The sequence below is a fragment of the Leucobacter luti genome, from assembly GCF_004217175.1.
Taxonomy (GTDB): Bacteria; Actinomycetota; Actinomycetes; order Actinomycetales; family Microbacteriaceae; genus Leucobacter; species Leucobacter luti.
This window is the reverse complement of sequence record NZ_SHKI01000008.1, coordinates 1-12980: the sequence shown is the minus strand read 5'-3', so window position 1 is coordinate 12980 and position 12980 is coordinate 1. Positions and strand designations below refer to the sequence as shown.

The 12980-nt window shown below is 63.0% G+C and carries 14 protein-coding genes and 4 tRNA genes; 6 read left to right on the top strand and 12 right to left on the bottom strand.

Annotated features, from left to right (window positions below; translation table 11 throughout):
• The first annotated feature begins 32 nt into the window (after positions 1 to 32).
• Both EV139_RS14850 and EV139_RS14845 read left to right on the top strand, forming a co-directional pair.
• On the top strand, positions 33 to 1352 hold the full coding sequence (locus EV139_RS14850) for a MarR family winged helix-turn-helix transcriptional regulator (protein WP_130455506.1): 1320 nt from the start codon (positions 33 to 35) through the stop codon (positions 1350 to 1352).
• Positions 1353 to 1787: 435 nt separating this feature from the next.
• Positions 1788 to 3008 (top strand): tyrosine-type recombinase/integrase, encoded by a 1221-nt coding sequence (locus EV139_RS14845; RefSeq protein WP_198677596.1) that lies wholly within the window; start codon positions 1788 to 1790, stop codon positions 3006 to 3008.
• A 606-nt stretch (positions 3009 to 3614) separates the two neighbouring features.
• On the opposite strand, the gene EV139_RS14840 is transcribed toward EV139_RS14845, so the two are convergent.
• From EV139_RS14840 to EV139_RS14825, 4 genes are all read right to left on the bottom strand, one after another.
• Positions 3615 to 3947 (bottom strand): hypothetical protein, encoded by a 333-nt coding sequence (locus tag EV139_RS14840; RefSeq protein WP_130455504.1) that lies wholly within the window; start codon positions 3945 to 3947, stop codon positions 3615 to 3617.
• Positions 3944 to 4333 (bottom strand): hypothetical protein, encoded by a 390-nt coding sequence (locus tag EV139_RS14835; protein WP_130455502.1) that lies wholly within the window; start codon positions 4331 to 4333, stop codon positions 3944 to 3946. The genes EV139_RS14840 and EV139_RS14835 overlap by 4 nt, the downstream gene beginning before the upstream one ends.
• Before the next feature lie 94 nt (positions 4334 to 4427).
• The gene (locus tag EV139_RS14830; RefSeq protein ID WP_130455500.1) at positions 4428 to 5111 is read right to left on the bottom strand and encodes a hypothetical protein; all 684 of its coding nucleotides are present in this window, start codon (positions 5109 to 5111) and stop codon (positions 4428 to 4430) included.
• 163 nt (positions 5112 to 5274) lie between these two features.
• Positions 5275 to 5559: a helix-turn-helix domain-containing protein gene (locus EV139_RS14825; RefSeq protein WP_130455498.1), complete on the bottom strand. Its 285-nt coding sequence runs from the start codon at positions 5557 to 5559 to the stop codon at positions 5275 to 5277.
• Between the two features lie 209 nt (positions 5560 to 5768).
• Here EV139_RS14825 and EV139_RS14820 point away from each other — a divergent pair, with 209 nt between their 5' ends.
• Both EV139_RS14820 and EV139_RS14815 read left to right on the top strand, forming a co-directional pair.
• On the top strand, positions 5769 to 6476 hold the full coding sequence (locus EV139_RS14820; RefSeq protein WP_130455496.1) for a hypothetical protein: 708 nt from the start codon (positions 5769 to 5771) through the stop codon (positions 6474 to 6476).
• A gap of 5 nt (positions 6477 to 6481) precedes the next feature.
• Positions 6482 to 7297 carry a hypothetical protein gene (locus tag EV139_RS14815; RefSeq protein ID WP_130455494.1) on the top strand — a complete coding sequence of 272 codons (816 nt, stop codon included), beginning with the start codon at positions 6482 to 6484 and terminating at the stop codon, positions 7295 to 7297.
• 105 nt (positions 7298 to 7402) lie between these two features.
• Here EV139_RS14815 and EV139_RS14810 read toward each other — a convergent pair whose 3' ends face one another.
• The 8 genes from EV139_RS14810 to EV139_RS14775 form a co-directional block, all read right to left on the bottom strand.
• Complete coding sequence (locus EV139_RS14810) at positions 7403 to 8581, bottom strand: relaxase/mobilization nuclease domain-containing protein (protein WP_130455492.1); 1179 nt, start codon at positions 8579 to 8581, stop codon at positions 7403 to 7405.
• The gene (locus tag EV139_RS14805) at positions 8578 to 9000 is read right to left on the bottom strand and encodes a plasmid mobilization protein (RefSeq protein ID WP_130455490.1); all 423 of its coding nucleotides are present in this window, start codon (positions 8998 to 9000) and stop codon (positions 8578 to 8580) included. Before EV139_RS14805 ends, EV139_RS14810 begins: the two co-directional genes overlap by 4 nt.
• 220 nt (positions 9001 to 9220) lie before the next feature.
• Positions 9221 to 9535 carry a hypothetical protein gene (locus EV139_RS14800; RefSeq protein ID WP_130455488.1) on the bottom strand — a complete coding sequence of 105 codons (315 nt, stop codon included), beginning with the start codon at positions 9533 to 9535 and terminating at the stop codon, positions 9221 to 9223.
• Positions 9536 to 9612: 77 nt separating this feature from the next.
• Positions 9613 to 10626, bottom strand: coding sequence for a hypothetical protein (locus EV139_RS14795; RefSeq protein WP_130455486.1), 1014 nt, complete (start codon positions 10624 to 10626; stop codon positions 9613 to 9615).
• 91 nt (positions 10627 to 10717) lie between these two features.
• Positions 10718 to 10954, bottom strand: coding sequence for a helix-turn-helix domain-containing protein (locus EV139_RS14790; protein WP_130455484.1), 237 nt, complete (start codon positions 10952 to 10954; stop codon positions 10718 to 10720).
• A gap of 263 nt (positions 10955 to 11217) precedes the next feature.
• A tRNA-Val gene (locus EV139_RS14785) sits at positions 11218 to 11289 on the bottom strand.
• Positions 11290 to 11316: 27 nt separating this feature from the next.
• Positions 11317 to 11387: transfer RNA gene (locus EV139_RS14780), tRNA-Cys, on the bottom strand.
• A 59-nt stretch (positions 11388 to 11446) separates the two neighbouring features.
• Positions 11447 to 11518: transfer RNA gene (locus EV139_RS14775), tRNA-Gly, on the bottom strand.
• A 172-nt stretch (positions 11519 to 11690) separates the two neighbouring features.
• Here EV139_RS14775 and EV139_RS14770 point away from each other — a divergent pair.
• Entirely contained in the window at positions 11691 to 12710 is a 1020-nt protein-coding gene (locus EV139_RS14770; protein ID WP_130455482.1) for a hypothetical protein, read from the top strand.
• Positions 12711 to 12817: 107 nt separating this feature from the next.
• Positions 12818 to 12890: transfer RNA gene (locus EV139_RS14765), tRNA-Val, on the top strand.
• The last annotated feature ends 90 nt before the right edge of the window (positions 12891 to 12980 follow it).

The following is a 12980-nucleotide window of genomic DNA, read 5'->3' as shown; positions in this document are numbered from 1 at the left end:
CTACCTAGATAGGTCTTAGCTAGCATGAAGCCATGAGCATCTGGACTGACTTGAACCTCACCGACAATCCGTACGGATCAGATGCCCTCCAGGCATCCGCTGAAGGCGCGAGCCTCCTGGTAGGACGAGACCGTGAGGTTACGGCACTGACTCTTCAGCTCGAAAACACAACGCTTCACCCGACTGTCGAGGGCCTAAACGGCGTCGGGAAGACAAGTCTCGTATTTGTTACTTGTTACTTCGCGATGGAGAGATTCAAGGCCAGAGAGTCAGATCAACTTTTCCTGCCCATGCGGAAGCCTTTGGAGATTCATGGCGATTTCGCGGCTTTGGAAAGGTCGGTTTACCAGGAAATTGCACAATCGCTACTCCTGCACAGAGATTTCCTGCAACAGTGTGGACGCTATTCGCCAGCGCTTGATTCCCTACCTTCCTGGCTGAACACCCCCATACTGAGATCCGGCGGGGGAGGTATCGGTGGATTGCAGCTCAACGTGACGAACGAGGCCAATGCCTCAGCCGGATTTGAAGAGTCAGGTTTCAGGCTCCTCGTAGAGACGGCTCTTGCAGAGCTCTTCCCCACATCCGCAAGGGGCGCTCTCGTGGGAATCTTTGACAACATGGAACTTCTGGGAAAGAGCTCAGTGGCCCAAGCGGCACTTGAGCGGCTACGAGACGGAGTCTTGGGTCTCACAGGGATTCGCTGGGTACTTTGTGGATCCCGAGGGATCGTGCGCGCCTCTATCTCGTCACAAAGGCTCACCGGGAAGATTGCGTCTCCAATTGAGCTTGGGCCCATCCCTGACGACAAAATCGATGACCTAGTGAATGCTCGGTTGGCTCATTACTCGGCGGGGAATCCGAACGGAGTCCCAGTGCAAGCTGCGGAGTTTGCGCACCTCTACGCAGTAACGAACGCCAACCTCAGAGACACTCTGAAGTATGCTCAGAATTTCACTGTCTGGCTAGCGATGCAAGGGGAACTGGACCGGCCCCGTCAGGACTTCCTGCCCCTCCTAGAGGCCTGGCTTGCGGAGGAAGCGGCGTTAATAAACGAGTCAATTCGACTACAGCCTCGTCAATGGAAAATGTTCGACGACCTATCTGCCGCCGGTGGCTCGTGCGCCCCGGGTGATTTTGCCGATTTCGGTTTCAATTCGCTCCAGGCCATGCGAACTTGTCTAGTGCACATTGAGCGCGCTCATTTGATTGATGCAGAGATTGACGAAGATGACCGCCGACGACGCACGGTGTCTTTGAGCTCCAAGGGGTGGCTCGTTCGTTACGCGCGCTCGAAATTTGAGGACGGTGCTCAACTGAACACACCGACAACGACCTCAAATGAGAAGTGACGACCTGAGATTTGGGCGGTGGGCCGTGGGCCGTGGGCCGTGGGCCGTGGGCCGTGGGCCAGAGTCCCACATAAGTCCCACAACCACTACTGAAAAACAAAAACCCCCGGCATGACCGGGGTTTTCTTTGTGCGCGATACTGGGATCGAACCAGCGGAAGAATTTCGGGGCGGACGCGGAGCGTTCGCAATTCTTCCGGGGTCACTGCGTGAGATCCCGGGGGGAGCGCACAAAAAAAGACCCGGCCGAAGCCGGGTCTTTGCTGTGCGCGATACTGGGATCGAATAGCTATTGCGATAGACTAGAGGCACCTCAAAATCACTCCCGATCCCTTTATTAACAAGGGATGTAGCCCAAGACCATTAGGTCAGAATCGGACCGAAACGGTCACATTCGGGCAGAAGATATTGACCAGATATTGACCGGGAGAACATGATGGCTGAGAAGAAGCGCAAGCTGCGCGAGAAGTTCGGGCGCGTCAGGAAGCGCAGCAACGGCAGGTACACCGCCGGGTACGTCGGCCCCGACGGCGAGCTGCACTGGGCACCTGCGACCTTCGCTGCGATCACCGAGGCCCGTCACTGGTTGGCGGAGCGTCAGGGCGAGATCGCCAAGGAGACCTGGCAGCCCCCGGCAGTGCGCGAGGCGCAGGCCGAGCGGGCGGCGGCGGAGGCGGCCCGCCGTGACACGACGCTGGGCGACTACGCGGCGAAGTGGATCGAGACGCGCACGAACTCCCGCGGCGAGCCGCTGCGGCCCCGCACCGTGGAGAACTATGAGGGATACCTGCGCCCGGCGGGCGTGGCCACCGAGAAGGACAAGGCGGGCACGGGCGGGCCGCTCGCCGAGATGGTCGTGCGCAAGCTCGGCGAGATCACGCCCGAGATGGTGCGCGACTGGCGGGCCGCCCAGATCGAGACCGGGCGCGTCTCGCAGACCTCCCGCGCCTACGACCTCATGAAGTCGGTGCTGAAGACCGCCGTCGATGACGGCATCATCGAGAAGAACCCCTGCCAGATCAGGGGCGGCTCGACCGCCGCCACCGGCAAGAAGGTGGAGCCGCCGACCGATGCGGAGTTGGCCGTGATCCTGTCGAGCATCGACAAGCGGTACAAGGCGCTTGTCGTCATCGCCGCCAGCGGCGGGCTCCGCTTCGGCGAGGCGACCGAGCTGCGGGCGAAGGACTTGAGCATCGAGAGCGACAAGGCCGGTGAGGTCGATTGCGTGCGCATCAGCGTCTCGCGCCAGGTCATCAAACTCGTCGGCCGGGAGCGCGACGCGTTCGCGGTCAAGACCCTCGCGAGCGTGCGCACCGTGGCCGTCTTCGGCGAGGCCGCCCGCATCATCGCAGAGCAGGCCCGCGGGAGGATCGGCAACGCCCTGCTGACCACCAACCACGACGGCACCAGCTGGCTGCCGCAGAGCGCGTTCTGGCGGCATTGGCACAAGGCCGTCGTCGCCGCCGAGCGGCCCGACCTGCCGTTCCACGGGCTTCGGCACTTCGCGGGCACCCGGTACGCGCAGACCGGCGCGACCCTGAAGGAGACGATGGATCGCCTCGGGCATTCCTCAGTGAAGGCCGCGATGCGCTACCAGGCGAGCGGGAACCGCGACGACGAGCTGGCCCGCCGCATGGCCCAGCAGCGCGCGAGCTGAGCGGTCGGCGCGGCCCTGGCGCGGGTCTGTGACATGTGCCCTGCCCCGCTTCGCGGGCGCAGGGCACCGTCATGTCGCCGGTGCTGCGCCGGGCGGGGCGTTAAGGGCTCCGCAAAAGGGTGTACGCAGGAATCGGGGCGGTTCGGCGGCTGAGATCCGCAGAATCACGCGGCAGAACGGGCCGCAGGGCTGCCCCGGTGCGCGTACACCCTTTTGCTTCGGGGCGATGCAAAAGGGTGTACGCAGGTTCGGCGGAGGGTCAGCGGGCAGAAGTAGCGGAATCATGCGGTAGAACGGCGTCGCGGAGCTGCCGAGAGCGCGTACACCCTTTTGAAACGCAAGAAGCGAAAGGGTGTACGCACTTGGTACTTGGCTGCGGCGGTCTCGCGACTAACTCGCGTGCGTGCGCGTGCGCAGAACGCTGGTAAACCAGGAGAACCGCCCGCCCGGTCGATTGCTCGGGCTTTCGGTCAAGGTCGGCCTGCGTACACCCTTATGATCGAATCTCGAGTTTCTGACCCTCGCCTGAAGTTCCGTGAAAGTGGTACATTTTCGCAGCCACTTTTCTGACGTCTGCGGCAGCGCATGGAACCATCGCCAGTGGATTCAGTCTCGCGAGAGACCTGAGCCGTCACCTTCGCCTCTGCGAAAGTAGTTTGTTCCAGCTACGATCACGACGCAAAACAATCCACCGCAGACAAGCCAAATTAAGGCGCCGAGCATGTCTCCCATGGCCAGTTGAAATCTCCAGCCGTCGCCGTTGCCCTCAATCTCGATCGAAGAGCCGCTGACAATTGGAGCTGCGATGGTAGCGAAAAATGCCAGCACCATTGCTGAAGTATTGGTCTTGCCCTCAGGCGTATTCTTCTCGTCTTTGACAATTTGCTTGAGTATTCGACCAACTGTTGGAAACAGGCCCTCGCTAGGCGTTTTGCTCATCCGTCAATCTGAGTTCTGCGTCCGGCCACCACCAGCGTCACCATGAGGCCGACGACAATCACAGTTCCAGCCGCCAATGTCGCTGGCCCAACGATGCCGGCCCCAGCGAGAGTCATTCCCACAACGACCCCCCAGGCGAGCCCCACCACTCCCAATAGCAGCCACAAGGAACGGTAGAAAACCGAAAAACCCGAGCGTTGCTTCGCCGCCTCTGGTGTGATTTCGGCAACGTGATTCGAGTGTTTCGTTGAGTCTTCAACAAGACGGAGATGAGTACGAGGTGCGCTTTCTTCCAGTTCCTGCGCATAGAAAAGCCAATGCGCGTCTGGTTTCTCGAACACGCGGGTACTGCGCAGCTGCCCCATGGCACGATCCCAGTTCGGCACGTTCACAAGATTTGAAGGCCGGTCAGTACCCTGACCCCTATGTCCAGGACTCAGGGACTTAACTATCTCTTGGAATGCAGCTTCGTCAGTAGCGTTACTCATCACCATCACCTTCGATCGTGTAAGGGAAATACACGGCACCTCCGAGACTTGCCGCGGCCCTCTGAATTGAAGACTGCGCATCGAGTGCTTTCTGGATGCGATCGCGCAGCTCTTTGAGGTCCTCAAAGTCGAGAACGAGTTCGACATTCTTGTCCGGTTCCGCCCCAATTTCGTCCGAATAATCAAACTTCAACCGATGAAGAACTGAGAAATACTTGGCTTCGTCGTTGCCAAAGACCGGAATAGGCCTCATGTCGGTGTTGATCTGCGACCGGACGACCATCTTCAAGTTATCGCGAAGCGCAGCCTTGCCTCCGCCGATGAAAGCGATCGAGGGCGCTTGGAAGAGCGCTTTGAGACGAGACTTCAGGTTCTCACTCTTGTCAGATGGTAGGTCGTCCTTGGCGCGATTAGCTACCGAATCTAAGAAGTGCTCCTGATCCACCATCTGTGTGAGCGCGCCCGCAAACGCTGTTGAAAACCCGACGATAGCCGTCAACTTCTCATCGGTAAGGGCGGGAACGGCTTCTCGCACACGATCCTCAGCTTCGGATTCTCGTTGAGAGACCGGAGCTTCACTCAGGCACCTTATGAGTTTCTCGAAATCCTCATCACTAACCTCAAGAATGTGCTGAATCGCCTGTACAACGGGATCGACACGAGGACTTTCAGTCATACGCCACTCCTAAAATGATGTGCCTAGCGACGCTCATTGGCGGAGCCAGATGTCGCCGCAGTTTCCTCTAGGGTATGTAACCAATCATAGAGGGAAGCGCCGAGGACCGACTACCGTTCACCGACCAGCCTTCTGCCCTCCCGTAGCACTCGGGCGAGACAAGCTACTTTTTCCGTCGCCCCTTTGGGTTCGCGTCGGCTGGCCTCGCCCTCTGCGGTGGCAGTTCATCCCGCAACTCACCCGTCAGCAGCGCTTGCGTGTCTAAGCCGAAGTAGCCCGCGTATTCGCCGAAGGTATCGAGCGTTACGTTCCGCTCACCGCGTTCCAACGCCGCGAGATATCGCGGAGTGACGCCGATCCTCTCGGCGAGTTGCTCCTGCGTGAGGCCCCAGTGTCGACGCTGCGCTAGGAGCCCGGCCCCGAGCTTTTTTCTGAGAGAGTCAGTCACGCTTACAACGCTCCCGACCGGAACGCAGACGTACCAGGTACGGAAGCGTTCTTATTTGACTAGAATCAACTCGTAGACGAGCAAAAAGGATGCCCGTCGAGCAGAGACGGGAATCCCCGCCCGCGCGCTTCGCCAGCGCCGGATGACTCCAGCCCCGAACGGCCCGACCTGACGGCGACAGATCGCAACAACAGAAAAGAGGCGCCGCGATGCAGGCGAACACCAAGATGCAAGTAACAACCGCTTTGGCCCTGGGATCGGCCGTTCTCTTACTGCTCCCCGGCTGCGCCGGGAGCAGCGGCACAGCCTCAGGCACCTACTACGGTCAAACCGGCAAGGGCAGCGACCCGGCGATCATCACTGTTGACGGCGACACCGTGACCTGGGGCGACTTCGGTTGCGACACCGTCGGCGAGATCGACATGGACGACTCCGATACCAGCATCGGCACGCTCGACAAGACCCGTACCAGCGTCGCGTGGACGCAGGAAGGCCGGTACAGCAACACAGACCCGTTCACCGAGTCTGAAGATGGGTCAGTCATCACCATGAGCGGTGGCACCTACTCGAAGGCGGGCACCGACGCTGGCGATGCCCTGTTGGCCGAGCGCGAGGACACTTGCGCTGAGAAGGCTGATGCACAGGAAAAGCGTGAAACTGCCCAGGCCGAGCAGGCCGAGGCCGATGCGAAAATCAAACCCGCATTCGACAAGGCGCTCGCCGCGCTCCTGAAGGCCGGGCAGTCGGGCGACTTCTCCGGGGCAGACAGCATCTTCGCGAACAGCGGGATCACCGCCGATGAGTTCGCCGGATACCTCGAACGCAACTACAACGGACTCTCCGCCGATGAGTTCTTCTCTGAGTTGCAGTACAACCCCGAGCGAGCCGAACTCTTGCTCGAAGAGATGAAGGGGTAGCGCACGTGAGCTCACCGCAAGATGCCAGCGCACGAACTCAGCTCGAACAGCGGATCGCTGGCCTGTTCCACCTGTTGCAGCGCTTCGAAAGCCTGCAACAGCAGAAGGAAGCAGCCTATCAGCGCCACGCGCATCTCTACACCCCGTACACGTCGAAGTGGCGCGCCGGAATGTACTGGCTGTGGGTACTGCTCGGCGCCATCGCGCTGACGGTCATTGTCGCGATGATCTTCTTCAGCGCGATGTCGGCATGGAGCAACACCTACCAGAGTGACAGCAGTGCTCAGCCGCCGGTCGGGGTGGCCGCGCTCTTCCTCACCCCGTTGCCGCTGGCCTTGATTCTGGCCGGTGTGCTCGTCGCAGTCCGCAACGGGCGGGTGCCCGCGAAGAACACACAGATCGAAACCGCCAATCAGGTTGCCGCGCAGCGAATCGCTGAGCTTGCCGCGCCCGAGGTCAGGCCCATCGACGCGCTGCTCGCCACAGCCCGCAAGGAGTACCGCGAGAACTACACCGGATGGTTCCCTGAGAAGTACCGCAACTCCATGGATGTCGGTGTCTGCTGGCAGATCGTTCATGATGGCCGTGCCTCCACTCTGCAGGAGGCCGTGAACGCGCTCATCGAAGACCAACGCCACCAGGCGATCCTGGATATGTACGCCGCCCAGATCGCTGAACAGCAGCGGGCGACCCGCGTGGCCCAGGTCAACGGCGTCATCAACGCGAGCATGCAGGGCGCGATGATCGGCACGATGGTCGATCAGGGCAACAAGACCCGGGCGGTGATGAACGCGCCCGTGACCGTGAGGCTCAAGAAGTGACCGTCGAGGCGGCCCCGAACTGCAAACGCACACGCTTCTTGGTGAGCCCTCAAGCATTTCTGGCTGCCGCCCCTCGCTTTGCTCGCGTTGCCCTCAGAAGAATGGTCACTCTCCGAAGCCGTACTGCTGGGCCGGGGTGTGCGGGCGAGGTTGCTGCCGTTCCTCTCGCATCTCCCTGACCAGCCGTTCGCGGTCAGTCTCGACCACGAACGGCACGGGCCTGCGCCGGGGCTTCACCAGCGGCCCAATGACAGCCTTGGGTGCCGCGCTCACCTCGGGCACCTCCGCGCCCTCCGGCGGGCGCACAGGGGTCGCATCGCGCTCTACCGGCTGCGCCTCCTGCTCCGCCTCTTCACGCTGGCGGCGGAGCGCTGCGAGTCCGCTGCTGAACGACGGTGCCGCCTGCTGCGGCGCGGGAGCCGGTGCCACGGGCGCAGGCTGCGGCTCGAACTCGGATACCAGGGCGTTATGCGTGAACTCCGCGCTGAGCGCTGATGCCTTGCGGCGGCGCATCCTGCGCTTGGGCGTGGTCTCGTCGCGCATCCGATAGGTGATGCCCGTTGCCGTCTCGCCCTCGGCGTGGCCGGTGCGATTGCCGCTCTTGGCGACGTGATCGTGCTCGACGACCTCGATACCGCGAGCGTTCGCCTCGGCGACGAACACGGCCATGCTCGGCTGCGAATGAGCCAGCGCGGCGGCACGCGCCTCGGCGACCGCATCACCGAGCTGCTGGTCGAACTCCGACAGCTCAGCGCGGCGGGTCGCCCAGGCATCCAGAGGCTTGCGCTGCTGCGGCTCGACCACTCGCATGCCGATCTCGCGGGCAAGCTCGTCGTTTGCGCGCTTGACCTGCCAGTGCACCCGGTAGTCGCGCAACGCGAGCCCGGTCAGCTCGTCGTGGTTGAGTACGGTCACGTGGGCGTGCAGCACGCCGCCGTCGTCGTGCACCACGACCATGCACGGGCTGTTCGGGTGCATCCTCTTCGCGAGCATGAACCCGTAGTCGCCCATGCACTGCTGATCGAGCGGATTAGCCTTGTCCAGCTCGTCGGCCCCGGCGGAGACTATGTAGCTCTGCGCCTTGACACGTCGGCCGTGCTGCTCGGCGAGCCGGTTGCCCAGTGCGATGAACTCCTCGATGCTCGCAGCATCGCAGTAGAAGCCGGGCGCGATCCTGTCGGTGCCCTGGCGCAGATGCTTGCGCTTCTTGTCGCCGGTGCCGTGACTGAGGTAGTCAGCTCGCGCCCCGAGGTCGTAGACGGGCGAGACCTTCGGCGCGATCATGACGCCACCCCCTTCGAGCTGCCGCCGAGCAGGAAGACCACCTGCTCGCACAGCGCGGCCACCTCCTCGACCGTGGGGCCGACACGGCCCAGGTCGATGACCCCGTGGTGCACGAGGCGGGTCTGCTGGTTCAGGTTGACCCCTGCCCGCTTCACCTCGGTGCGCAGCGCGTTGAGCGCTGCGACGGCATCCGCCGTGAGCTGCGGCGGCGTGGCCCCCGCAGCCTGGCCGCGCTGCTCGGGAGGCAGACCCTGCTGCTCCCTCGCTGCATCGACGGCAGCGCCCCGGATGAACGCCGAGGGCGTCAATCCGTAGCTCGTCGCCGACCGCTCGACCAGTGCGTGCTCAGCTTCGCTGAACCGCACGTCTCGCTTGCGCGGCCTGTTCGCAGGCGCTGCCTGTGCTGTTGCATCGCTCAATGTTCTCTCCTTCCAGTAGTGAGCATTTCGCTTCGGAGGTACCTGCGAACGCAAGCAGGCACCCTGTCCGACATCGCTTCGCTCGTCGTCCAGTGCGCCGCTTGCCAGGGGGTCCGGGCTGCGCCCGCCCCCTGGACCCCCTCACCCCGGGCCGGCGTCATGCTCGTGCGCTTCGCACTCGAGCACTCTGCCGACCGGGCAATCCCCTCCGCGTGCACGATCAGCCCTGCTGACCGTGCACATAGCGGCGGGCATCGGCGTCGCGGTGGCTGCTGGTCGCAGCCACCGGCTCCGCATGCGCCTGCCGCTCAGCGGCGGCAGCACGAGCCCGCTGAGCGCGCCCGTGCTTCTCGGCGTCCAGCTCGGCGCGCGCGGCTGCGTCGAGCTGCGCGGCGATCTCCGCGTGACGCTCGTGCAGCGCGGCAAGCACCTTCGCGTCGACCTTCCTCTGCTCGGCGGCCTCGCGCTCGCGCAAGCGCTTCATGCGCTTCGCGTGCGCGGCCTTGGCCTGCTCGATCTCGTCCTGCATTGACATGGTGTTCTCTCCTCGTCGTTGTTGTCGGCGTGCACCCGGTCGGGTGCTCGCAGCCGCCACTCGCGGGCGGCTCGGGTCTACATGGGAACGAGTGCCCTCAGCTCGGTCTCGTACTGGTTCAAGGTCTCGTCCTCGAACAGCAGGTCTTCGAGGGCTTCGGCGTCGAGCCCGTCGAGGTCGGCCTGCTTTCGCAGCTCGACCTCGCGGGAATCCATGAGCCCCCGCAGCTCGCGGGCTCGGTCGAACTTGCTGTCTCGTTCGGCCTGCTCGACGTCGAGCACGTGCTCACGCTCACGCTCAGCAGCGAATCGCTCAGCAGCTTCGGCCAAAGCGCGATCCTCGGCCTCACGACGCTCACGGTCGCGCTCTTCGCGGGCTCCGACATCGACAGGCGCGGCGAGCACGGTGGACTCGCCAGCGGGTGCCCTGCGCGCCTGCTCCTGCCGCAGATGTTCGCGCAGCTCCTCAGCGAACTCGCGCTCCTTGCGGGCGTTCTCGCGCAGGTTCTCGATGCCCTTGAACTTGCCGGGGTACGCGCGCCACAGATTCGGGTAGTCGAGCTGGACATCGTAGAGCGCGATCTCGCCGTCCATGAGCTGCTGGCGCAGGCGCTCGATCAGTGCCTCGGTGTCGCTGGCCTCGTCGGCACGCGCCTTGCGGGCGAGCCAGGCATCGACCCGCGCCCAGATGCCCTCGGGATCGCTCGCGAAGAACTCCTCGCGGTCATACCGGGCCTTCAGCATCTCGTTGACGTGCGTCAGGTAGTGGGCGAACGCCTCCACTGCGTTGCGCCCCACCAGAGGCGCCACGCGGATCAGCTCAGGAGGGATCCCTGCGGCGGCGATGCGAGCCACCGCCTCGCGCTCGGTGAGCTTCGAGCCTCGCGTCGTGCGCAGGTAGCCCTGCACATGCCTCTCGGCGTCGTCGCGGCGATGGTCTACGAACAGATGCTCTTCGAGCGTGCTGGAGACGCAGAGGGCGTCGTGCAGTCTCTGGTGCGACACGAAGGCCGAGCGCACCTCGAACTTGTAGGCGCGGTGGCGGCGTCCGCGATAGCGGGCGACCCGCTTCGGACTGGTGTTCTTGGGCATGCGGAACTCTTTCCGACGACCCTCGCCCGATGCGCTACCAACGCCCGGATACCGCGAGGGTCGTCTCTCTGTTGAGACGGCTCTTGCGGGGTCAGACGGCGGTACGCGCGAAGACGTCGCGCAGGGACTGCTCGGAGATACGCACCGGGCTGTTGTGGCCCTTCTTGCCGCGCGGGTAGAACACCTCGATCTCGCCGCGCTCGATCATGCGGCGGAACGTCCGCTCGTCCATGCTCAGGCGCTCGGCAGCATCGGGGATCGTGTAGGCGCGCAGCAGCTCGTCGCCGGTGGCGGTCTTGCGGGCGGGGGTGCTGGTCTTATTGGTCATCGGGGCCTCGCGGAGTAGGTCTGCTGCACCTGCTCCCCGGTGCTGGCCCTCCGGGGTCTTCCGCTGCTCAGATGAGCGGATCCTGCCAACTTACGGTTTCCCGTCCTCACCGCGTGCATTGCGGCTACGAGTCACAGCCTACCAGGAATCTGCCCGAATGTGCTGATCAGAAGGTGAAACGATGTTGACCAGATATTGACCAACGGCCTGTTGACCACGTGTAAAATGAAGAAGACCCTTGATTTCTCAAGGGTCTTCAGGAGTGCGCGATACTGGGATCGAACCAGTGACCTCTTCCGTGTCAGGGAAGCGCGCTACCGCTGCGCCAATCGCGCCTAATACAAGGCTATTCTGTTGTAGAGAGGTGGCGACGGGATTCGAACCCGTGTATACGGCTTTGCAGGCCGCTGCCTCGCCTCTCGGCCACGCCACCGTATGGTGTTGCCACCTATTCAATTCACTAACAGGAGTTCGGCTGAAGCCGATTTCCAGAGCGGATGACGAGATTCGAACTCGCGACCCTCACCTTGGCAAGGTGATGCGCTACCACTGCGCTACATCCGCATGTTCACGTTGCCGTGTACTTGGATTACTATAGGGGGGTTTTGGCGCACCGCGCAAATTAGGGCGGGCACCCCGGGCGCGCCGCCCCCGCGTCCCGCGTTTTTCCGCCATTTTTCGTCGTGAACACTGATTCGGCACCCCGGAACCTTGCGTCGCCAGTTACTGTGGTCCCATGGTGAAGAACGCCCGCTCCCCGCTCAAGCGCGGCCTGTGGATCGCGTTTCTCATCGTTCTGATCGGCGCGGTTGTGGTCACGGTGATGAACCGCCAGCAGATCAAGGATCACTTCTCTGCGGTCGCGTTTGAGCCGAGCGCGCGGGTGTCTGAGGTGCTCACTTCGCTGCGGCTTTCTGAATCGGGGGAGCGTGTATTCCTCGCGACGCATCCGACGATTGACGGCAGCCAGCACTTCAACGAGCAGTGCGCCGAGGTTGACCATTCCGAGCAGGGGCACGTGCTCGGGTGCTTCACGCACGATCGCATCCACCTGTTCGACGTGTCCGATGATCGGGTGACGGGGATCGTGGAGGTGACGGCGGCGCACGAGCTGTTGCACGCGACGTTTGCCAGGTTGGGCGAGGGGGACCGGGCTGCTCTCAGCGCAAAGCTGCGTCAGGAGTATGACGAGCTTGCCGAGGAGAACCCCGAGCTGAAAGAGCGGATGTCGGTGTACGAGCACCTGTCTGACACCGCGTTCGCAAACGAGCTGCACTCGGTGCTGGGCACCGAGGTGCGGGAGCTGCCGGGGTGGCTTGAGCGGCACTACGAACAGTGGTTCAAGGATCGCGGCGCGATCGTTGATGGGTTTGCGTCCTACCACGCGGTCTTCGTTGACCTGCAGCAGCAGGCCGAGGACATCCGCGCCGAGATGACGACGCTGCGCGCGGACGTGGAGCAGCGCAAGATCGACTATGGCGCTGCGGTGGATCAGTTCAACGCGGACGCCGCGGAGTTCAGCGCACGGAATGAGCGCTTTGAGTTCTCTGATTCCCCGGACGAGTTTGAGCGCGTGCGGGCCGACCTTGAGTGGCGGCGCGGCGAGCTTGAGGTGACGCTTGAGCAGTTGCAGGCCGACATTGACCGGTACAACGCCCTGCGGGATCAGCTGACCGCGCTGAGCGAGGTCAGCTCCGAGCTCGATCAGCAGTTGAACAGCGATCTCGCGCCGGTCACGACACGCCCGACCGAGTGAGCCGCGGGGCGCGAGAATACGCGGGAACGCCGCCCTGTGTCACGCGGAGCCCCGAATCCGTGTACTATCGATCAGGTTGGCACGGCGCCGGAAACGGCACGAGCAACGGGCGATTGGCGCAGTTGGTAGCGCGCTTCCTTCACACGGAAGAGGTCATCAGTTCGAGTCTGGTATCGCCCACCCAAAGTGTCTTACGGGAACACGCGACATCGAAAGATGTTGAGTGTTCCCGTTTCGCTTCCTTGCCTTCGTCGCCGCTGTCGTGTGCTT

What these genes read in the sequence shown, in the direction of transcription:
- EV139_RS14850 (WP_130455506.1), top strand. Translation starts at nt 33, where the DNA reads ATGAGCATCTGGACTGACTTGAACCTCACCGACAATCCGTACGGATCA.
- EV139_RS14845 (WP_198677596.1), top strand. Translation starts at nt 1,788, where the DNA reads ATGGCTGAGAAGAAGCGCAAGCTGCGCGAGAAGTTCGGGCGCGTCAGG.
- EV139_RS14840 (WP_130455504.1), bottom strand. Translation starts at nt 3,947, where the DNA reads ATGAGCAAAACGCCTAGCGAGGGCCTGTTTCCAACAGTTGGTCGAATA.
- EV139_RS14830 (WP_130455500.1), bottom strand. Translation starts at nt 5,111, where the DNA reads ATGACTGAAAGTCCTCGTGTCGATCCCGTTGTACAGGCGATTCAGCAC.
- EV139_RS14820 (WP_130455496.1), top strand. Translation starts at nt 5,769, where the DNA reads ATGCAGGCGAACACCAAGATGCAAGTAACAACCGCTTTGGCCCTGGGA.
- EV139_RS14810 (WP_130455492.1), bottom strand. Translation starts at nt 8,581, where the DNA reads ATGATCGCGCCGAAGGTCTCGCCCGTCTACGACCTCGGGGCGCGAGCT.
- EV139_RS14800 (WP_130455488.1), bottom strand. Translation starts at nt 9,535, where the DNA reads ATGTCAATGCAGGACGAGATCGAGCAGGCCAAGGCCGCGCACGCGAAG.
- EV139_RS14795 (WP_130455486.1), bottom strand. Translation starts at nt 10,626, where the DNA reads ATGCCCAAGAACACCAGTCCGAAGCGGGTCGCCCGCTATCGCGGACGC.
- EV139_RS14790 (WP_130455484.1), bottom strand. Translation starts at nt 10,954, where the DNA reads ATGACCAATAAGACCAGCACCCCCGCCCGCAAGACCGCCACCGGCGAC.
- EV139_RS14770 (WP_130455482.1), top strand. Translation starts at nt 11,691, where the DNA reads ATGGTGAAGAACGCCCGCTCCCCGCTCAAGCGCGGCCTGTGGATCGCG.